The organism is Streptomyces sp. NPDC045470 (assembly GCF_040646595.1).
GTDB lineage: Bacteria > Actinomycetota > Actinomycetes > Streptomycetales > Streptomycetaceae > Streptomyces.
Genome location: NZ_JBEZAN010000015.1, coordinates 137,372 through 156,794, shown reverse-complemented (window position 1 = coordinate 156,794; position 19,423 = coordinate 137,372). Strand labels below are relative to the sequence as shown.

15 protein-coding genes and 1 pseudogene are annotated in these 19,423 nt (G+C 72.9%); 13 read left to right on the top strand and 3 right to left on the bottom strand.

Going from position 1 to position 19,423, the window contains the following annotated elements:
• The first annotated feature begins 160 nt into the window (after positions 1-160).
• From AB0A97_RS31595 to AB0A97_RS31585, 3 genes are all read left to right on the top strand, one after another.
• A complete protein-coding gene (locus AB0A97_RS31595; protein ID WP_361156243.1) occupies positions 161-712 on the top strand; it encodes a TetR/AcrR family transcriptional regulator in 552 nt (183 codons plus the stop codon).
• Positions 709-2,295: an MFS transporter gene (locus AB0A97_RS31590; protein WP_361156240.1), complete on the top strand. Its 1,587-nt coding sequence runs from the start codon at positions 709-711 to the stop codon at positions 2,293-2,295. The genes AB0A97_RS31595 and AB0A97_RS31590 overlap by 4 nt, the downstream gene beginning before the upstream one ends.
• 247 nt (positions 2,296-2,542) lie before the next feature.
• On the top strand, positions 2,543-4,495 hold the full coding sequence (locus AB0A97_RS31585) for a bifunctional metallophosphatase/5'-nucleotidase (protein ID WP_361156386.1): 1,953 nt from the start codon (positions 2,543-2,545) through the stop codon (positions 4,493-4,495).
• A 107-nt stretch (positions 4,496-4,602) separates the two neighbouring features.
• Here AB0A97_RS31585 and AB0A97_RS31580 read toward each other — a convergent pair whose 3' ends face one another.
• Positions 4,603-5,271, bottom strand: coding sequence for a lysophospholipid acyltransferase family protein (locus AB0A97_RS31580; RefSeq protein WP_361156237.1), 669 nt, complete (start codon positions 5,269-5,271; stop codon positions 4,603-4,605).
• Between the two features lie 251 nt (positions 5,272-5,522).
• Here AB0A97_RS31580 and AB0A97_RS31575 point away from each other — a divergent pair, with 251 nt between their 5' ends.
• The 3 genes and pseudogenes from AB0A97_RS31575 to AB0A97_RS31565 all read left to right on the top strand — a co-directional run bounded on the left by AB0A97_RS31575 (position 5,523) and on the right by AB0A97_RS31565 (position 7,972).
• Positions 5,523-6,671 carry a glycerophosphodiester phosphodiesterase gene (locus AB0A97_RS31575; protein WP_361156234.1) on the top strand — a complete coding sequence of 383 codons (1,149 nt, stop codon included), beginning with the start codon at positions 5,523-5,525 and terminating at the stop codon, positions 6,669-6,671.
• Between the two features lie 118 nt (positions 6,672-6,789).
• Positions 6,790-7,311 (top strand): annotated as a pseudogene (locus tag AB0A97_RS31570) (sigma-70 family RNA polymerase sigma factor); the annotation flags it as partial.
• Between the two features lie 142 nt (positions 7,312-7,453).
• Positions 7,454-7,972, top strand: coding sequence for a GNAT family N-acetyltransferase (locus AB0A97_RS31565; protein WP_361156230.1), 519 nt, complete (start codon positions 7,454-7,456; stop codon positions 7,970-7,972).
• A gap of 40 nt (positions 7,973-8,012) precedes the next feature.
• On the opposite strand, the gene AB0A97_RS31560 is transcribed toward AB0A97_RS31565, so the two are convergent.
• Together AB0A97_RS31560 and AB0A97_RS31555 are read right to left on the bottom strand one after the other, a co-directional pair.
• The gene (locus tag AB0A97_RS31560; protein ID WP_361156227.1) at positions 8,013-8,465 is read right to left on the bottom strand and encodes a hypothetical protein; all 453 of its coding nucleotides are present in this window, start codon (positions 8,463-8,465) and stop codon (positions 8,013-8,015) included.
• The gene (locus tag AB0A97_RS31555; protein WP_361156224.1) at positions 8,458-8,826 is read right to left on the bottom strand and encodes a hypothetical protein; all 369 of its coding nucleotides are present in this window, start codon (positions 8,824-8,826) and stop codon (positions 8,458-8,460) included. The genes AB0A97_RS31560 and AB0A97_RS31555 overlap by 8 nt, the downstream gene beginning before the upstream one ends.
• Positions 8,827-9,019: 193 nt before the next feature.
• Between AB0A97_RS31555 and AB0A97_RS31550 the strand changes: the two genes are divergently transcribed.
• From AB0A97_RS31550 to cobT, 7 genes are all read left to right on the top strand, one after another.
• Positions 9,020-9,667 carry an HAD family hydrolase gene (locus AB0A97_RS31550; protein WP_361156221.1) on the top strand — a complete coding sequence of 216 codons (648 nt, stop codon included), beginning with the start codon at positions 9,020-9,022 and terminating at the stop codon, positions 9,665-9,667.
• 376 nt (positions 9,668-10,043) lie between these two features.
• Positions 10,044-11,105 (top strand): ATP-binding cassette domain-containing protein, encoded by a 1,062-nt coding sequence (locus AB0A97_RS31545; RefSeq protein ID WP_361156218.1) that lies wholly within the window; start codon positions 10,044-10,046, stop codon positions 11,103-11,105.
• Positions 11,102-11,878, top strand: coding sequence for a methionine ABC transporter permease (locus AB0A97_RS31540; protein WP_361156215.1), 777 nt, complete (start codon positions 11,102-11,104; stop codon positions 11,876-11,878). Before AB0A97_RS31545 ends, AB0A97_RS31540 begins: the two co-directional genes overlap by 4 nt.
• A gap of 105 nt (positions 11,879-11,983) precedes the next feature.
• Positions 11,984-12,844: a MetQ/NlpA family ABC transporter substrate-binding protein gene (locus tag AB0A97_RS31535; protein WP_361156213.1), complete on the top strand. Its 861-nt coding sequence runs from the start codon at positions 11,984-11,986 to the stop codon at positions 12,842-12,844.
• Positions 12,845-13,037: 193 nt separating this feature from the next.
• The gene (locus tag AB0A97_RS31530) at positions 13,038-13,673 is read left to right on the top strand and encodes a GNAT family N-acetyltransferase (RefSeq protein WP_361156210.1); all 636 of its coding nucleotides are present in this window, start codon (positions 13,038-13,040) and stop codon (positions 13,671-13,673) included.
• Between the two features lie 272 nt (positions 13,674-13,945).
• On the top strand, positions 13,946-15,160 hold the full coding sequence (gene cbiE, locus AB0A97_RS31525; protein WP_361156207.1) for a precorrin-6y C5,15-methyltransferase (decarboxylating) subunit CbiE: 1,215 nt from the start codon (positions 13,946-13,948) through the stop codon (positions 15,158-15,160).
• Positions 15,161-15,397: 237 nt separating this feature from the next.
• On the top strand, positions 15,398-19,417 hold the full coding sequence (gene cobT, locus AB0A97_RS31520; protein ID WP_361156204.1) for a nicotinate-nucleotide--dimethylbenzimidazole phosphoribosyltransferase: 4,020 nt from the start codon (positions 15,398-15,400) through the stop codon (positions 19,415-19,417).
• Positions 19,418-19,423 lie beyond the last annotated feature (6 nt).

Sequence of the window (19,423 nt, the reverse complement as noted above, 5' to 3'; positions counted from 1 at the left end):
GCGGGTGCGAGCACCGGACGGCGGTGTTCGCATCCGGGCCGCGGCCCCTTCGGAGATGTCCGGAGGGGCCGCGGCCATTTCCGGGAGGGGGAGGGCGAGGGGGAGGGGAGGCAAAAGAAAACGTGAGACGTTCGTGTCTCATTCGGGTACCCTATGTCTCATGGCCGTTGACCGAGAACACGTACTGAAAGAAGCCGCCGGCCTGCTCACCCGCAAGGCGACCGCCGGCATGGACGAGATCGCCAAGGCCGCCGGCATCAGCCGCGCCACCCTCCACCGGCACTTCGCGGGCCGTGACGCCCTGATCAAAGCGCTGGAGGAGCTGGGCATCGAGCAGTTCACCGAGGCGCTGGACGCCGCCCGCCTGGACGAGGACGACGCCGTCTCGGCGCTGCGCCGGCTGATCACCGAGTCCGAGCCCGTCGCCGGCTTCCTGTCCTTCCTCTACACCGAGAACCAGCTCTTCGAGGGCGAGGAGGTCAACGACGGCTGGGCGCGGCTGGACGCCCGCATCCACGCCCTGTTCCGGCGCGGCCAGGAGGAAGGCGACTTCCGGATCGACCTGACGCCCGTCTGGCTCACCGAGGCGCTGTACGGGCTGATCGGCGCCGGCGCGTGGGCCGTGCACGAGGGGCGCGTCGCCCGCAGAGACCTCGACCACTCGATCGCCGAGCTGCTGCTCGGCGGCATCCGACGGAGCATGGAGAAATGAGCAAGCCCGCCAAGGAGACCGCGGAGCGTACCGGCGCCACCGCGGAGGACCAGCCCCGCCCCGGACGCTGGCTCGCGCTCGCCGTCCTGGTCCTCGCCGTCCTGCTGGTCGGCGTGGACGCCACCGTCCTGGGCCTGGCCACCCCGTTCCTCAGCGAGGACCTGCGCCCGTCCGGCACCCAGCTGCTGTGGATCGGTGACGTCTACTCGTTCGTCATCGCCGGTCTGCTGGTCTCCATGGGCAGCCTCGGCGACCGCGTCGGACGCAAGAAGCTGCTGCTGACCGGATCGGTCGTGTTCGGCGCCATGTCGGTGCTCGCGGCGTACGCGGGCAGCCCGGCCATGATGATCGTGGCGCGGGCGCTGCTGGGTGTGGCGGGCGCGACGCTGATGCCGTCCACCCTCGCGCTGATCCGCAACCTCTTCCACGACCCCAAGGAACGCAGCCTGGCCATCGGCATCTGGGGCGCCATGGCCTCGGCGGGCGCGGCCGTCGGCCCGGTGCTCGGCGGTTTCCTGCTGGGCCACTTCTGGTGGGGCTCGGTCTTCCTGATCAACCTGCCGGTGATGGCACTGCTGGTGATCATCGGCGCCAAGGTGCTGCCGGAGTCCCGCAACCCGAACCCCGGGCCGTGGGACCTGCCCAGCGTGGGCCTGTCCCTGGTGGGCATGGTCGGCGTCGTCTACGCGGTCAAGGAAGCGGCGGTGCACGGCTTCCGCTGGGACATCGCGGCGGCCGCCGTCCTCGGGCTGCTCGCGCTGGTCACCTTCGTGCGCCGGCAGCAGTCCCTGAAGTCGCCGCTGCTGGACATGAAGCTCTTCCAGCACCGCGGCTTCTCCGGCGCCGTACTGGCCGACCTGCTGACCATCCTGGGCCTGTCCGGTCTGGTCTTCTTCCTCTCGCAGTTCCTCCAGATGGTGCAGTTGCGCTCGCCGCTCAACGCGGGCCTGGTCGAGCTGCCCGCCGCGATCGGCGCGGTGGGCGCGGGGCTGGCCGCCGGATACGTCGCCCGGCGGCTGTCCGTACGGCTCGTCGTCGCAGGCGGCCTGGGCGTGGTCGGCCTGGCCCTGGCCGGCTGCATCGGCCTGGGCCAGGACACCAGCACCTTCACCCTCGGCGCGATCCTGTTCGCCGTCGGCGTCGGGGCGGGCTTCGCCTTCACCGTCACCGCTGACGTGATCCTCTCCAGCGTGCCCAAGGAGCAGGCGGGCGCCGCTTCCGCGGTCTCGGAGACGGCGTACGAACTGGGCGCCGCCCTCGGCATCGCGCTGCTCGGCTCCATCGTCACCAGCATCTACCGGGACTTCGCCACGCCGCACGGCGTGCCCGAGGCGACCGCGAACGCCGCCAGGGAGTCGCTCGGCGGCGCCGTCGAGGCGTCCGGCACCCTCCCGGCCGACGCCGGGGCCGGTCTGCTGAAGGCCGCCCAGCACGCGTTCGTCGACGGCCTGGACACCGCGGCCGGGGTCGGCGCGGCCGTCCTGATCGCCGCCGCCTGCGCCGCGTGGTTCCTGCTGCGCGGGCAGCGGCTGGAGGACGGCTCCGCCGGAGTGGAGCCCGAACCCGAGGTCACGCATCACTGATCCGGGTGGTCCGTGCGGCTGTCCATCACCGATCCGGGTGATCTGTGACATCACGTATCACTGATCCGAGTGATTCGTGAGAGCGTGCCGCACCGACCCGTGTGGTCCGTGGTACCGGGCGGGGGACGGCAGTTGTCCCCCGCCCGTTCACATTCCGGCCGCCTCGTGTGGGCCGGGAGGCTCCCATGGCTCGTTTGACTCTCCAGTCGTTCCCCCGCACTCGGGCACTCTCTGGAGGGTGACGACCTTGGCAGAGCTCGGCAGACGCATGTTCCTCACCGCGGCGGGGGCTCTGGCCACCGCCAGCGCGGTCGGCACCCACGCCTTCGCCTCCGGCCACGCGCGCGACGCGCGGTCCGCTGACGAGTACGTGGACGTGCAACTGCTCAACATCACCGATCTTCACGGATACCTCCAGGCGGCCCCGGGCAGCAGCTCGGTCATCACCGGCGCCGGTGGCAGGAAGTACACCGTGGGCGGCGTGGCCTACATGGCCGCGCACCTCGAACGGCTGCGGGCGGACCGCGCCAACTCCCTCTTCTTCGCGCCCGGCGACCTCTTCTCCGGCTGGGAGTTCGCCGCCGAGTCGCTCGCCGACGAACCGACCGTCGAAGCCCTCAACCGGATGGGCCTGGACTTCGCCTCGGCCGGCAACCACGAGTTCGACAAGTCACCCGCCTTCCTCTCCCAGCACATGGTGGACGGCATCTCCTATCCGACGGTCGACTGGGACAACTCCTTCGTCGACTCCTCCGGACAGCGTTTCCACGGCGCCGACTTCGCGTACTACGGCGCCAACACGGTCTGGGCCCGCAGCGGGGAACCGGTCCTGCCGCCGTACAACATCGAGTGGGTGGACGCCGGCCAGGGACGGCGGCTGCCGATCGGTTTCATCCACCTGACCGCCATCGGCACCGAGACCATGCCGGCCTCCTACCAGCCCGGACTGCGCACCCTCGACCAACTGGCCACCGCCAACCGCTGCGCCGCCGAACTGAAGTCACGCGGCGTCAACGCGATCGTGCTCAGCATGCACGACGGCGCGGTGGCCGGCGGCGACTTCAACAGCGGCACCAACCCTTCGGGCCCCGCCTACGAACTGGCGCTGCGCTGCTCGCCGGACATCGACGCCATCGTCTGCGGTCACTGGCACACCGCGTTCACCATGATGGTCCCCGACCCCGACGGCGTACCCCGTCCGTTCGTCGAGGCCGGCTGCCACGGCCAGATCATCAACGAGATCAGCCTCCGGCTGGACCCGGCCACCGGCAAGGTCGTCCGCGAGCTGACCACCTCCACCAACCACCCCAACACCCGCGACGTGGCCCCCCACCCGGAACTGTCGGACGTCGTCAAGTACTGGGCCGGATACGGGGCCCGACGCGCCGCGCTGCCACTCGGCAAGCAGTCCGCCTCCTTCACCCGGGCCCGCAACGCGGCGGGCGAGAGCACCATGGGCGACCTGGTGGCCGACTGGGCACTGTGGGCCGGGCGGCAGCCGCAGGGCCCGATGAACGACGCCAACCTCGACCCCGCCGCCCCCGCCGACCTGGCCCTCATCGCCACCGCGCCGCGCATCGGGCAGGCCATCATCGCCGGGGACCTCACGTACGACGCCGCGACGAACGGCACGGTCGCCTTCGGCAAGGCGTGGAACGCGGTCGGCTTCGGCGACCCGATCGTCACGGCCACCGTCACCGGGCAGCAGCTCCACGACGCGCTGGAGCAGCAGTGGACCGTGCCGGCCGGCGGCGGTCTGAAGTACGCGCCGCTGGCCGTCTCCGCCAACGTCCGCTACAGCTTCGACGCGACGGGCCCGGCGGGCGACCGGGTCGACCCGGCCGACGTGTTCATCGACGGCATCGCGCTGGACGTGTCCCGCTCGTACCGTGTCGCGGCGCCGTCGTACACGCTGCTCAACCAGGACGGTTATCCGGCGTTCACGGGCTTCACCCGTCCCTTCCGGCACCAGCGCGACTTCGAGAGCTTCGTGGCGTACGTCAAGGAGCGAGGGCGCCTCGACCCCGCGCCGCTGGACCGGGTGACGGTGAAGAACAGCAGCGCCCCGGGCGCACGGATCGGCACGACCACGGTCCCGCCACGGCTGCGCAGCGCGGAGGGCAAGGTGCTGCCCCGGGCCGAGGCCGCGATGCTCGCCGCCGGGCGGCCCTCGGCGGAAGGATTCCGCGTGCCTTGCTAGCCGTACGGACGGCCGGAGGACGGCGGTACGGAAACAGCGCCGCGGCAACGCGCAGGGCCCCGCCCGGGATCGGACGGGGCCCTGCGTCCAGCGGGTCCGGGCGGCGGTCAGGCCGCGCGTGCCTTGGTGGCGTACATGTCCACGTACTCCTGGCCGGACAGCTCCATGACGTCGCTCATCACCTCGTCGGTGACGGCCCGCAGCACGTAGCGGTCCCGGTCCATGCCCTCGTAGCGGGAGAAGTCCAGCGGCTCACCGAAACGGCAGGTCACCGGCGCCAGGTGCGGGCGGCCCTTGCCGCCGGGCTGCACCTTGTCGGTGCCGATCATCGCGAACGGCACGACGGGCGCACCGGTCGTCAGGGCGAGGCGGGCGATGCCGGTACGGCCGCGGTACAGCCGGCCGTCGGGGGAGCGGGTGCCCTCGGGGTAGATGCCGAAGATCTTCCCCTCCTCCAGGATGCGGCGGCCGGTCATCAGCGCGGCGACGCCGCCGTGCCCGCCGTCCCGGTCCACCGGGATCATGCCGGCGGTGGTGAAGAACCAGGCCATCAGCCGGCCCTTGAGGCCCTTGCCGTTCACGTACTCGTCCTTGCCGATGAAGAACACCTGGCGCTTGACGATGAGCGAGAGGAACAGCGAGTCGATGAAGGTGACGTGGTTGCCGGCCAGGATCACCGGCCCACTGCCCGGGATGCGCTCCGCGCCCTCGACCTTCGGGCGGAACAGGACACGCATGACGAATCCGAGGAACGCCTTCAGCAGGATGCGGGACAACGGGCCCTCCGGTCGTGGGTGGTCTGCGGCGGCCGCCGCGAGCGTGCACGAGTATGCAGCCCAGGACGATACTCGTCGGCCGGCCCCGATCGCACATCGGGTTCACGGGACCGATACGCAGAGTTGACATCCGTTTCCCCCACGTTGGGGGCCGGGTCTCCCCTCAGAAAGGTGTACGTGCCTAGGATCGCCCCGACCCATTGACAGGTGCCGGACACCCTTACCGGCGCCGTGGAGCGAGGAGCGCGATCATGCAGGAACGGCAGCAGCCGGGACGCCGGACGGTACTGGGCGCGGCGGCCCTCGGCGCGGGCGCGGCGGTCTGGGGCGGCACCGGCACGGCGAGCGCCGCGAGTTCCCGCGGGCGCGGCCACGGCGCCCACGGCGAGCTGCCCGTACCGCTGATCGTCGGCCACCGCGGCGCCAGCGGCTACCGCCCCGAGCACACCCTCGGCTCCTACCAGCTCGCCCTGGACATGGGCGCGGACGTCATCGAGCAGGACGTCGTGCCGACCAAGGACGGCCACCTCGTCTGCCGCCACGAGAACGACATCACCGCCACCACGGACGTCTCCGCGCACCCGGAGTTCGCGAACCGCAAGACCACCAAGACGGTGGACGGGGCCAAGCTCACCGGCTGGTTCACCGAGGACTTCACGCTCGCCGAACTGAAGACGCTCCGGGCGAAGGAGCGCATTCCGGGCACCCGGCAGCACAACACCCTTTATGACGGCGTGTGGGACGTACCCACCTTCGAAGAGGTGCTGAAGTGGGCCGACCGCGAGGGCCGCAGGCGCGGCCGCCGCATCTGGCTGCACATCGAGACCAAGCACCCCACCTACTTCCGCAAGCTGGGCCTGGGCCTGGAGGAACGTCTCGCCAGGCTGCTGCGCAAGTACGGACGGCACAAGAAGCACGCGCCCAACTTCCTGCAGTCCTTCGAGCCCAGCAGCATCCAGCGGCTCGACAAGCTCGTCGACTGCCCCAAGGTCGTCCTGCTGGGCACCCTCAAGGACCGCCCCTGGGACTTCGAGGTGGCGGGCGACCCGCGCACCACCGCCGACCTGGTCGAGCCCGCCGGCCTGAAGTGGATCTCCGGCTTCGCGCAGGGCATCGGCCCGGACCTGACCGTCATCCTCCCGCGCACCAAGGACGACAAGCTGGGCACACCTTCCTCCGTCGTCAAGGACGCGCACGCCGCCGGACTGGTCCTGCACCCCTACACCGGCCGCAACGAGAACACCTTCCTGCCCGCCGACTTCCGCCGCGGCACCGACCCGAACGCGTACGGCGACGCGCTGGGCTACTTCAAGAAGTGCCTGGCCACCGGCATCGACGGCCTCTTCTCCGACAACTGCGACACGGCGCTGCTGGCCGCCGCCGAGTTCCGCAAGCACTGATCCGCGCGCACGCCGGGCCGGCGCCGGCAGGCGTCAACCCGGCACCGCCGGCGCCCCGGCCGGGTGAGGCCGGGGCGCCGGCGAAACCACCCGGCGCCGCCACCACGTCTCGCACGCCATGCGGCACGCCACCACGGACGACGACCTCATTCGCACGCTGCGCCCCCTGCTCACCGCCGAAGTCGCGGCCGAAGCGGCCGCCGCGGGAGCCGACGCCGAAGACCTCGAACAGGGCGTGTGGACCCGGCTGCTGGAACACACCCGCGAGGCCGGACCGCCCGCCGAACCCGCCCGCTGGCTGCGCCACGCGGTCCGCGCCGAAGCCCGCGGCGCACGGCGGCTGGCGCAGTGGGAGACCCCGTACGACCCCACCGGACCGCAGCCGCCGATCGCCGCCGTCGCCGAACGCGCGGCCCTGGAGGCCGAGGCACGCCGGGCGCTGCTCGCCGCCGCCGAACGGCTCCCCGGACGCTGTCCCGCCCTGGTGCGCGCCCTGTTGTCCGGCTCCGACCTCACCTACCGCGAAATCGCGTCCGCGTTGGGAATGTCACAGGGGAGCTTGGGGCCGGTCCGTTCCCGTTGCCTGGGATGCCTGCGCAGAATGCTCACGGCGGAGGTTGCCGCTGCGCGAAACCGGGGAGTCCGGAAGCAGCAGCGTCAGTCACGCCACGACGGCGGCGTGCACCCCACGGCGCCGTCGGTCAGGGCAACCGGTCCGGGCGTACCCTCGCACCCTCTGCGCGCCCGGGCGCACCGAACCGAACAAGGGGAGGCAAACGCGCATGGGCATGAGCGTGACCGTCTCGACAGCGACCGACCAGGACGCCGAGCAGATCCTCAAACTCCAGTACCTCTGCTACCAGCCGGAGGCCGCGCTGTACGACGACTACTCGATCCAGCCGCTCACCCAGACCCTGGATGACCTGCGTGCCGAACTGAGCGACGCCTGCGTGGTGGTGGCCCGGCTCGGCACGGAGGTCGTCGGGGCGGTACGCGGCACGGTCGACGCCGACGGCACCGCCGCCATCGGCACGCTCGTCGTCCACCCGCGGATGCAGCGCCACGGCCTCGGCGGACGGCTGCTGACCGCCGTCGAGGAGCGGCTGACCACGGAGCGCTCGGCCAAGCGCTACCGGCTGACCGCCGGGCACCGCAGCGAGGGCAACCTGCGGCTCTACCGCAGCCACGGTTACGCCCCTGTCGGCACCGAGCAGGTGAGCCCCCGGCTCAGCCGCATCACGCTGGAGAAGGAGGCGGCCGGCGTGGAAGGCGCGCCGCAGGACTACGTGGCGAGCGCCTGACCGGCCGGTCCCGCACAGCGGGGGCCCGCCGGGCAGCGCGTCACGCCCGGCGGGCCCGCCGCAGCCAGAGCAGGCCGGTCACCGGCAGGAAGATCGGGATGAAGAGGTAGCCCATCCCGAAGTTCGACCAGACGGTCGCGTCGGGGAAGGCGGAGCGGTCCACCAGCGTCCACGTACCGACGCCGAGCACGCCGAGCAGCTCCAGCGCACAGCAGACGACCGCCGCCCTGCGGGCCCCCTCCCCGCCGCGCACCAGCGAGAACAGGATGAAGGCGTAGACCACCGCGGAGACCGCGGACAGGATGTACGCCAGCGGCGCCCGGTCGAACTGCGCGATCAGCTGGTAGGCCGCGCGCGACGCGGCGGCGACGGTGAAGACGCCGTACAGGGCCACCAGCAGCCGTCCGGGGCCGGTGCCCAGGGAGCGCCGCTCCCCGGTGGAGCCCTTCGGCGCGGCCTCGGAGGGCCGGGCTCCCGCGGATGTCTCAGGCATGGCCGCCTCCCCAGATGTCGAACAGCCGCACTTCCAGTACGGCGAGGACCACCGCGCCCGCGGCGACGGTGGCCGAGCCCCAGCGGGTCCGCTCCGAGAGCGACAGGAAACCGGTGGCCGGCACGCAGGCCGCCGCCCCGATCAGATAGGCGACGAAGATCGCCGTACCGTCCCGCGGTGTCTGGCCGCCGCCCAACTGCACCAGCCCGAAGATCAGTTGGACCACGGCCGACAGCGAGACCACGGCCATGCCGATGAAGTGCCAGTCCTTCGTCGGCTCGTCACGGTACGCGGCGAAGCCGCACCAGGCGGCCAGGGCGAGAGCGGTCACGCCGATCACGGCCGTCAGCGCGTCGATCACCGGGACCTCCGCGCGGCGCGGCTGCGCGCAGTGGAGAAAAGGGGCATGAGAGGACTCTAATCGGCGGCCGGGGGGCGGGAGCGCGCGGCCCCGCCGGACGCGCGCGGCGGCTTCTCCGGACCCTGTGACCACGCCGTACGGTCATGCGCGGGCACTCCCGGCAGTCACCCCGCGTCACGTACCCTGGCGCGGCATGAAGATCTCCGCGGCCGCACTGCTCTTCGACAACGACGGCACCCTCGTCTCCTCCATGGACTCCGTGTACCGCTGCTGGACGCGGTGGGCCGGGGAGTACGGCATCACGGCCGAGGAATTCGCCCGGGTCGAGCTGCACGGCCGTCCGGCCGCCGAGATCATCGGCGATCTGCTGCCCGCCGCCCGGATACCCGAGGCGCTGGCCCGGATCGAGCAGCTGGAGGTCGAGGACGTCGCGGGCGGCGTGGTGGCGCTGCCCGGCACCCTCGCGCTGCTGTCGCAGTTGCCGCCGGAGCGCTGGGCGGTCGTCACCTCCGCCACCTCCCGTCTCGCGCAGGCCCGGCTCGCCGAGGTCGGCATCCACCCGAAGACCCTGATAGCCGCCGACGACATCACCCGCGGCAAGCCCGACCCCGAGCCGTTCCTGCTGGCCGCCCGGCGGCTGGGCGTGGACCCGGCCGACTGCGTGGTCTTCGAGGACGCGCCCGCCGGGCTGCGGTCCGGCCGTGCGGCCGGCATGACCACCGTGGCGTTGACCACAACCCACCCGGCCGCCGAGCTGTCCGCCGACGTGCTCGTCGAGGACCTGTCGGCGGTGTCCGCGCAGGCCACGGCGGACGGCCTGGAGATCGTCACGGCGGACTGACCGGCCGTCCACCCCTCGGTCGGTCCTGTCCGCCATACGGACAGGCTTGATCCGGCCGTACGCCTGTCTGGTTTACTGGCGAACATGACCACGACGAGCAACCGCACCCCTGCGACCGAGGCGCCCCTGACGCCCGGTGCTCGTTGCATGTGTCGAATGTGTGACCGCTGAGGGCCCCCGCCGAGCCTCGCGCCCCGAAGCGAGACCCGCCGCCGTGCGCCGTGCGAGACGTGCACCCCCGTACCCGGCCGCCCCGCGTCACCGGAACCCGAAGCCGGGCCACCGCGCCCTCCGGGTCCCCCATGCCGCACTCCGCAATGAATGCCCCGTGCCCGGCGGGCGAGCCGCCCGGCACACGACAGTGACGGAATTCCCAGTGATCACCACAACGGGCCTGACCAAGGTCTACCGCTCAGGAGACCGCGAAGTCACCGCCCTGGACGGCGTCGATCTGCACGTCCGCGAGGGCGAGGTGTACGGCGTCATCGGCCAGAGCGGCGCCGGAAAATCCACCCTCATCCGCTGCGTCAACCTCCTGGAGCGCCCCACCTCCGGCACGGTCACCGTCGCCGGCCAGGAGCTGACCTCGCTGGCCGGAAACGGACAGCGCGCCAACGCCGCGCTGCGTGCCGCGCGCAGCCGCATCGGCATGGTCTTCCAGCACTTCAACCTGCTGTCCTCGCGCACCGTCCAGGACAACATCGAGCTGCCGCTGGAGATCCTCAAGGTCGACCGCCGCGAGCGCTCCCGCAAGGCGCTGGAACTGCTCGACCTCGTCGGCCTCGCCGACAAGGCCAAGGCGTACCCCGCCCAGCTCTCCGGCGGCCAGAAGCAGCGCGTCGGCATCGCCCGCGCCCTGGCCGGCGACCCCAAGGTGCTGCTCTCCGACGAGGCCACCAGCGCCCTGGACCCGGAGACCACCCGCTCCATCCTCCAGCTGCTGCGCGATCTCAACCGCCAGCTCGGCCTGACCGTGCTGCTGATCACGCACGAGATGGACGTGGTCAAGACGATCTGCGACTCGGCCGCGCTGATGAAGAACGGCCGCGTCGTCGAGCAGGGCACCGTCTCGGAACTGCTCGCCACCCCCGGCTCCGAGCTGGCCCGCGAGCTGTTCCCGGTCGGCGGCGAGCCCTCCGGACCGGACCGCACCGTCGTGGACGTCACCTTCCACGGCGAGGCCGCCACCCGCCCGGTGATCTCCGAGCTGTCCCGTACGTACAACGTGGACATCTCCATCCTCGGCGCCGCCATGGACACCGTCGGCGGCAAGCAGATCGGCCGGATGCGCATCGAACTGCCCGGGCGCTTCGAGGAGAACGTCGTACCCATCGGCTTCCTGCGCGAGCAGGGTCTCCAGGTGGACGTGGCCGGCGACCCGGCCGAGCCCGCGACGACGGCGCCCGCCGGCGCGCTGGTGAAGGAAGGTGCCAAGTGACCTGGTCGCAGATGCAGCCGCTGCTGTACAACAACACGCTCGACACGCTCTTCATGGTGTGGTGGTCGACGTTCTACGCCGTCCTGTTCGGCATCCCGCTCGGTGTCCTGCTGATCCTGACCGACCGCGGCGGCATCCTGCAGAACGTCGTGGTCAACAAGATCATCGGCGCGGTGGTGAACATCGGCCGGTCCTTCCCCTTCCTGATCCTGATGGTCGCGCTGATCCCCTTCACGCGCCTGCTCGTCGGCGTCTCCATCGGCCCGACGGGCGCGGTGGTGCCCCTGGTCATCGCCGCCATCCCGTTCTTCGCCCGGCTCGTCGAGGCCGCGCTGCGCGAGGTCGACCACGGGCTGGTCGAGGCCGCCCAGTCGATGGGCGGCGGCACCTGGACGATCGTCTTCAAGGTGCTGCTCCCGCAGGCGCTGCCCGCGCTGGTCGCGGCCGTGACCACCACCGTCATCACGCTGATCGGCTACTCCGCCATCGCCGGCGCGGTGGGCGGCGGCGGCCTGGGCAACCTGGCCTACACCTACGGCTACCTCCAGTACGAGACCAACCTCATGATCATCACCATCGTGCTGCTGATCGTCCTGGTCATCGCCGTCCAGCTGCTCGGCGACCTGATCGTGCGCAGGCTGGCCCGCCGCGGCAGCCGCGGCTCCTCCTCCGTACGCGTCGGACTGCGCAAGGCACCCGCCCCGGCCGCTGCCGCCGGGCAGCCCGACGGGGCCGCACCCGCCGACGCCCCGAAGGAGCGCGTCGGCGTCTGAGACCGGGTCCGGCGGACCCTCTTGAGCCCGGACCCTTTGCCGGGCGCACCCCGCGCGGAGCCGTCGGCCCCGCGCGACCGAGAAACCGAGATAGGGGCACTCTTCGTGCGTACCACCCGCAACATCACCGTGGCCGCCGTCGCCGCGGCAGCCGTCGCCCTCGGCGCGAGCGCCTGCAGCGCGCCCTCCGACGTCTCCTCCTCCGGAGGAAAGAAGGCGGACAGCAGCGCGCCGCTGACCGTCGCCGCCAGCCCCACCCCGCACGGGGCGATCCTCAACTTCGTCCGCGACAAGCTCGCGGCGAAGGAAGGGCTCACGCTGGAGGTGAAGGAGTTCAACGACTACAACCTGCCGAACAAGGTCACCGAGGACGGCCAGGTCGACGCGAACTTCTTCCAGCACAAGCCGTTCCTCGACACCTACAACAAGAAGAACGGCACCCACGTCGTGCCGGTCGTCAACGTGGCCATCGAGCCGCTCGGCGTCTACTCGAAGAAGGTCGGGAAGCTCTCCGAGCTGACCGCCGGCAACACCGTCTCCGTGCCGAACGACCCCTCCAACGAGGGCCGCGCGCTCAAGCTGCTCGCCGACAACGGCGTCATCACCCTCAAGAAGGGCGTCGGCGCCGACGCGAAGCTGACCGACGTCGAGGATGCCAAGGGCATCAAGCTCACCGAGCTGGAGGCCGGACAGGTCGCGCCGCGCCTCGCCGACGTGGACGCCGCCGTCATCAACGGCAACTTCGCCATCGGCGCCCAGCTCAAGCCCTCCACCGACGCGCTCGCCCTGGAGAAGGCCGAGGGCAACCCGTACGCCAACTTCCTGGCCGTCAAGAAGGGCAACGAGGACGACCCGCGGGTCAAGAAGCTGGCGAAGTTGCTGAACTCGCCCGAGGTCAAGAAGTTCATCGAGGACAAGTACACCGACGGCTCGGTGCTCCCGGCCTTCGGCGCGCCCCAGAGCTGATCGCCGTCACCGCAGGTCAGCACCGTAGGGACGGCTGAGCCTGGCAGCCGACGGGCCCCGGACGCGCTCTGTGCGCCGCCGGGGCCCGCGTGCGTGGCACATCCCCGGTCGGATGCTGCATCCTGGTGCACTCAAGACGGTCAACAGGGCCCGAACTTCGGAGCAGCACGGTCAACGGCGTTGGAGCAGCGGCATGACATCCACCTTTCCGGACATCTCCATCAGCACGGATCGGTTGGTGCTTCGCCCGTTCGAAGAGGCCGACGTGCCCGCGCTCACCGAGATGATGAACGACGAGCTGACCGCCGCCTGGACCGCGCGGCCGCAGCCGTACACCACCGACACCGCCCGTGACTGGGCCACCCGCCGGTCCGCCGCGGTCCGCACCGAAGGCCGCGGCATCGCCTTCGCCGTCACCGAGTTCCTCACCCAGCGCCTGGTCGGCACGGTCGAACTCGACCACACCGACTGGCGCATCCTGAGCACCGAGGTCGCCTACGTCACCGCCCCCTGGGCGCGCGGCGAGGGCTACGCCTGCGAATCCGTCCTCGCCGTCGCGCAGTGGCTCTTCAGGGACCAGAAGTTCGAACGGGTCGAGCTGCGCACCGCCGCCGACAACACCGCCGCCCAGCAGGTGGCCCAGAAGGTCGGCTGCATCAGCGAGGGCGTGCTGCGCAACGCCTGGATAGCCCGCTCGCGCACCGAGGACGGCGGCTGGGCGGACATCCGTACGGACCTGATCGTGTGGAGCCTGCTGCCCGAGGACCTCGACGGCGTACCGGGCCGGATGGCCGACGCCAACGGCTTCGCCTACCCCGAGTGGAACTGACCCGCGCCGCCGGGCCCCGCGCGTCGGGAACGGCCCGGCGCCCGCGCCGCCGGCCCGCGCGACCGGGCGGTTCCGGCCACCGGTACCCCGGCCCGCCTCGCTGTGGTCCGGACCTCTCGGGGTAGTCTCGGCCTGCCCGCCGGACGCCGTGACCGGCTGACCACCGCCGCGCGAGACGCCCGGTGTGTCCGCGAGAGTTCAGTGTTCCGCAGCGCTGTCCCGTATTGCCCCGCCCTGTTCCGTAGCAAGCGAAGTTCAGGAGACTGACGACGATGGCCGACCGGGTCACGGTGATCGGGTGGGACGGTTCGCCGTTGACCGCCGCCGCCCGCTCCGCCCTCGGCGCGGCGACCCTGGTGGCCGGCGCCGCCCACCATCTCGCCTTGCCCGAAGTACCCCCGCACGCCGAACACATCCGGCTGGGCAGCGTGGGACTGGCCGCCCGCCGCATCGCCCAGCACCGCGGCACCGCCGTGGTCCTCGCCGACGGCGACCCCGGCTTCTTCGGTGTCGTACGGACCCTGCGGGCACCCGAGCACGGCCTGGAGGTGGAGGTGGTGCCCGCCGTCTCGTCCGTCGCGGCCGCCTTCGCCCGCGCCGGGATGCCCTGGGACGACGCCCAGATCGTCGTCGCCCACAGCCGCGACCTGCGACGGGCGGTCAACGTCTGCCGCGCGCACACCAAGGTGGCGGTGCTCACCGCGCCCGGCGCCGGCCCCGCCGAACTCGCCCTGCTGCTGGACGGCGTCCACCGCACCTTCGTCATCTGCGAGGAACTGGGCACCGGGCGTGAGCAGGTGACGGTCCTCACCTCCGACAAGGTCGCCGACCACGTCTGGCGCGACCCCAACGTCGTCATCGTCGTCGGCGGGGCCAACGCCGCCACCCAGGGCAGCGGCTGGCTGGCGGGGCGCGACGTCGCCTACCCGACGCCGCCGCGCGGCTGGGGACTGCCCGCACAGGCGTACGGCGGCGTCCTGGACGAGGGGGAATCCGTCCAGCTGCGCAGTGCCCAGCTCGCCCGCCTCGGGCCCCGGCCCGGGGACCTCGTCTGGGACATCGGCGCGGGCAGCGGCGCCGCCGCCGTCGAGGCCGCGCGCTTCGGCGCCGCCGTCATCGCCGTGGACGCCGACCCGGACGCCTGCGAGCGCACCGCTGCGGTCGCCCGCCGGTACGGCGTCCAGCTCCAGGTCGTCCAGGGGCGGGCGCCCCAGGTGCTGGAGGACCTCCCGGAACCGGACGTCGTACGGGTCGGCGGCGGGGGAGCGGCGGTGGTCACCGCCTGCGCCGCCCGCCGGCCCGAGCGCATCGTGACGCACGCGTCGACCCGCGACGAGGCCGAGGCGATCGGCCGCGCGCTGGCCGACGGCGGCTACGAGACCGAGTGCGCGCTGCTCCAGTCCGTCGAACTGGACACCTCCGCCTGGGTCGAGCGGGAACGCGCCGTCGTCTTCCTGCTCAGCGGCTACCGGGTTGCTCACCCGTGACCCGCTCCGCAACCGGCGCGGGGTAGGCTGGCGGATCGTTGCGCCGCCGCCCCACGTTCGGTTTCGTACGCCAATATCCGGAACATGCTGTGGTTTTGGCCGTAAATGAAGCACTCAAGGGCGGACGTGCCGCGAGGCGCGCTCGCTCGTTCTAGCTATAGGGGCGGTCGGCGCGCCGCGGTGGAGCGCGTCGCACGAGCGGTTGGAAGGAGCACTACCAATGGGCGAGGGGTACGCATGACCGACACCGGCCAGGTCCCGGGCGAGGGACTGCCGGAGAACGCAGGCGCACAGCCCGGACAGCCGCAGCCGGCGGCCGTTCCCCCGCCTGCCGATGCCGGCCCGACGCAGCCGCCGGGGACGCCCCAGGCGCCCGACGCGTACACCTTCCTGGACCCCGCCGACGCGGGCACCGAGGACGACGACCTGCTGCTGATGCCGGGCGCCCAGGGCGCGTGGGGCAGCGAGCAGCAGCACCACCAGCCGCAGTACCCGCAGCAGGCCCAGCCGTCGCAAGGGGCGCCCGGGCAGGCCGTGCCCGAGCAGGCCGGTCCGTACGACTCCGCGCCGCTCGGCGCCATGGCGTACGAGCCGGTGCCGCCGGAGGCCGGCGACCACGAGAGCGGCGGCCGCGACTCGGCCTCCGTCGACCTGGGCGGCGTACGCGTACCGCCGCCCGCCGCGCCGCAACAGGCCCCCGCGCCGCCGCGCCGCCCCCTGCACATGGGCCCGCCGGTGCCCGACGCGAGCGGCGGCGTGGTCCGCTCGCTCGCCGACCGCGGCCCGGCCGGCGCGCCGCCGAGCACTCCGGTGCGCGGCAACCCCGGCCCGCCGACGACCGGCCCCGAGTACCTGGACGTCGAGGAGGGCGGGCAGCAGCCGGAAGCCCCTGCCGCCGCCCCCGCCGCGCAGCAGGCGCCCGCCGAGGCCTACGCGGCGCCCGGCACGGCACCGCTGCCCGGGCCGCAGCTCGGCGAGATCCCCGTACAGACGCCCGCGCAGGTTCCCTTCTGGGACAGTGCTCCGGCGCAGGCGGCCCCGGTGGCGCCGGTCGCGGCACAGGCCGCCGTCGCGGTGCAGGCCGCTCCGGACGCGGCCACGGCCGCCGGGACGGCACCGGCTCCGGACGCGGTCGAGGCTCCGGTCCCGGACGCCGTCGCGGCTGCAGAATCGGTCGATCGCGGTGCTGAGGAGGCTGCGGTGACCGATGTGACGACGGCCGATGTGGCGGCCGACGTGACGACGGAGCCGGCCGAGGCCCAGGCGGAGCCGGCCGAAGCCGCTGCCCCGGCAGCGCAGCCGGAGCCCGCTCCGGAAGGCGCCGAGGGCGCGCCGGAGGCCGCCCCGGAGGTCACGTCGCAGACGGCCGCCGACGGCAGCGAGCAGGCGGCGGAGGCCGTGGCGGAGGAGCCCGTGGTGGCGGAAGCCGTGACGGCCGAGCCCGCGGTGGCGGAACAGCAGGCACCGGCCGACGAGACCGCGCCCGCCGAGCAGCCTGTACCGGCCGAGCAGCCGGCCCCCGAAGCCGGGGGCACGCAGCCGGGAGAGGCGGTCCAGGACGTGACCGGCGCAGGCGTGACGACGCACGCCACGGGCACGGCCGACGGCACGCAGCCCGCGGCACCGGCCCAGGTGCCGCAGCCCATACAGGTCGCCGAAGAGGCACCGGCCGCCCCTGCCGGGACGCCCGCGGCAGCCCAGGAGACGGCCGCCCCGGCCGCCGAGCAGACGGAGAGCGCCGCCGAGGACCGGGAAGCCACGGTCGGGACGGCTCCCGACGCGCCCGGCGCGGAAGACCCCGCGGCCCCCGTGGAGGCCGAGGCCGCCCCGGCCGCACCGGAGCAGGACCAGGTCGGGCGGGAGCAGGACCAAGCCGTCCCGGAGCAGGACCAAGCCGTACGGGAGCAGGACCAGACCGTACCGGAGCAGGAGCAGGCCGCCGTGCCCGTCACCGACGTACCGCAGGAGGCCGTCGCCCCGGGCGGAGAGCCGCAGCCGCAGGCAGCCGACGCGGCACCGGCCGCACCGGAGGCGGTCGCCGAGCAGCAGGCCGACGTGCCCGCGGCGGCTCCGGCCGCCGCCGCGCAGGCCCCGGCCGCCGAGGCCGTGCCCACGGACGCCGGGCAGGCCGCCATCCCGGTCGTCCCGGAGCAGCGGACCCCCGAGGCACAGGGCCCCGAGGCGACGGCCCCGGCCGCCGCGCACGCTCCGGCCGCCCCGGTGGCGGAGGAAGCCCAGACGCCCGCAGCCGAGGCCGTCCGGGCCGAGGCGCCGGAGGATGCCGCCGACCGGCCGGCCCCGGAGCAGGACGCCTCCGAACTCGTCCAGCTCGGCGAGGACCAGGACGGCGACGTCCAGGACGGTGACGTCCAGGAGGGCGACGGTAAGGACACGGTGCACGCTCCCGACGCCACGGCTGCCCCGGCGGACGCTCACCAGGAGCAGCCCACCGAGGCCCCCGCCGCGGAAGCCGGCCCCGAAGCCGGCGCGGAACCCGGGCCCGACACCGCCGCGCCCACGACGCCTCCGGCCACCGGCTACGACGACTCCGAGCGGGCCGCCGTGCACCGCGTCATGCGCGAACGCCGCGACATCCGCAACGGCTTCCGTCCCGACCCCATCCCCAACGAGGTGTTGCTGCGCGTCCTGGAGGCGGCCCACACCGCCCCCAGCGTCGGCCACTCCCAGCCCTGGGACTTCGTCGTCATCCGCTCGCAGGAGACCCGGGAGCGGATGCACCAGCTCGCCTCGGCGCAGCGCGAGGCGTACGCGAAGTCGCTGCCCAAGGCCCGCGCCAAGCAGTTCCGCGAGCTGAAGATCGAGGCCATCCTCGAAACGCCGGTCAACATCGTGGTGACCGCCGACGCGACCCGTGGCGGCCGGCACACCCTCGGCCGCCACACCCAGCCCCAGATGGCCCCGTACAGCTCCGCCCTCGCGGTGGAGAACCTGTGGCTGGCGGCCCGCGCCGAGGGCCTGGGCGTCGGCTGGGTCAGCTTCTTCGACGAGCGCGAGATGGTCCGCGAACTGGGCCTGCCCGACCACCTGGAGGTCGTCGCGTACCTCTGCGTCGGATTCGTCGACGAGTTCCCCGACGAGCCCGAGCTGATGCAGGCCGGCTGGGCCAAGCGCCGCCCGCTGTCCTGGGTCGTCCACGAGGAGACGTACGGCCGCCGCGCCCTGCCCGGCGAGGCACCCGCCGACCTCCTCCAGGAAACCCTCCAGGGCATCCGCCCGCTGGACGCCAAGGCGCTCGGCGAGGCGTGGGAGCGCCAGAAGCGGATGACCAAGCCCGCGGGCGCCCTCGGCATGCTGGAGATCATCTCCGCGCAGCTCTGCGGCCTGTCCCGCAAGTGCCCGCCGCCGATCCCGGAACCGGCTGCCGTCGCCGTCTTCGCGGGCGACCACGGCGTGCACGCCCAGGGCGTCACCCCCTGGCCCCAGGAGGTGACCGCGCAGATGGTCGCCAACTTCCTGGGCGGCGGCGCGGTCTGCAACGCCTTCGCCAACCAGGTGGGCGCCGAGGTCTGCGTCGTGGACGTGGGCGTGGCCGCCGACCTGCCGACCACCCCCGGCCTGCTGCCGCGCAAGATCCGGCCGGGCACCGCCGACTTCACCGTCGGGCCCGCGATGAGCCACGAAGAGGTGCTGCGCGCCCTCGAAGTGGGCATCGAGACCGCCCGCGACCTGGTGGCCGCCGGCAACAAGGCCCTGATCACCGGCGAGATGGGCATCGCCAACACCACCACCTCGGCCGCCCTGATCTCCGTCTACACCGAGACCGACCCCGCCGAGGTCACCGGCCGCGGGACCGGCATCAACGACGAGACGCACGCCCGCAAGGTCGACGTGGTCCGCCGCGGCCTGGAACTGCACCGGCCCGACCCCGGCGACCCCATCGGCGTCCTCGCCGCGGTCGGCGGCCTGGAGCACGCGGCGATGGCCGGCCTGATCCTCGGCGGCGCCTCGCTGCGTACGCCGGTCATCCTGGACGGTGTCAGCGCCGGAGCGGCCGCCCTGGTGGCCCGCGCCATCGCCCCCGAGGCGCTGGCCGCCTGCATCGCCGGCCACCGCAGCGCCGAGCCCGGCCACGTCGCCGCGCTCAACAAGCTCGGACTGCGCCCGCTGGTCGACCTCGACCTGCGGCTCGGCGAGGGCACCGGCGCCCTGCTGGCGCTGCCCGTCGTGCAGAGCGCCGCCCGCGCCATGCACGAGGTCGCCACCTTCGACTCCGCCGGAGTCACGGAGAAGAGCTGACCCACC

Bases quoted from the DNA above. Each gene is read 5' to 3' on its own strand.
- AB0A97_RS31595 (WP_361156243.1), top strand. From the start codon at position 161: ATGGCCGTTGACCGAGAACACGTACTGAAAGAAGCCGCCGGCCTGCTC.
- AB0A97_RS31590 (WP_361156240.1), top strand. From the start codon at position 709: ATGAGCAAGCCCGCCAAGGAGACCGCGGAGCGTACCGGCGCCACCGCG.
- AB0A97_RS31575 (WP_361156234.1), top strand. From the start codon at position 5,523: ATGCAGGAACGGCAGCAGCCGGGACGCCGGACGGTACTGGGCGCGGCG.
- AB0A97_RS31565 (WP_361156230.1), top strand. From the start codon at position 7,454: ATGGGCATGAGCGTGACCGTCTCGACAGCGACCGACCAGGACGCCGAG.
- AB0A97_RS31560 (WP_361156227.1), bottom strand. From the start codon at position 8,465: ATGCCTGAGACATCCGCGGGAGCCCGGCCCTCCGAGGCCGCGCCGAAG.
- AB0A97_RS31550 (WP_361156221.1), top strand. From the start codon at position 9,020: ATGAAGATCTCCGCGGCCGCACTGCTCTTCGACAACGACGGCACCCTC.
- AB0A97_RS31530 (WP_361156210.1), top strand. From the start codon at position 13,038: ATGACATCCACCTTTCCGGACATCTCCATCAGCACGGATCGGTTGGTG.
- cbiE (WP_361156207.1), top strand. From the start codon at position 13,946: ATGGCCGACCGGGTCACGGTGATCGGGTGGGACGGTTCGCCGTTGACC.
- cobT (WP_361156204.1), top strand. From the start codon at position 15,398: ATGACCGACACCGGCCAGGTCCCGGGCGAGGGACTGCCGGAGAACGCA.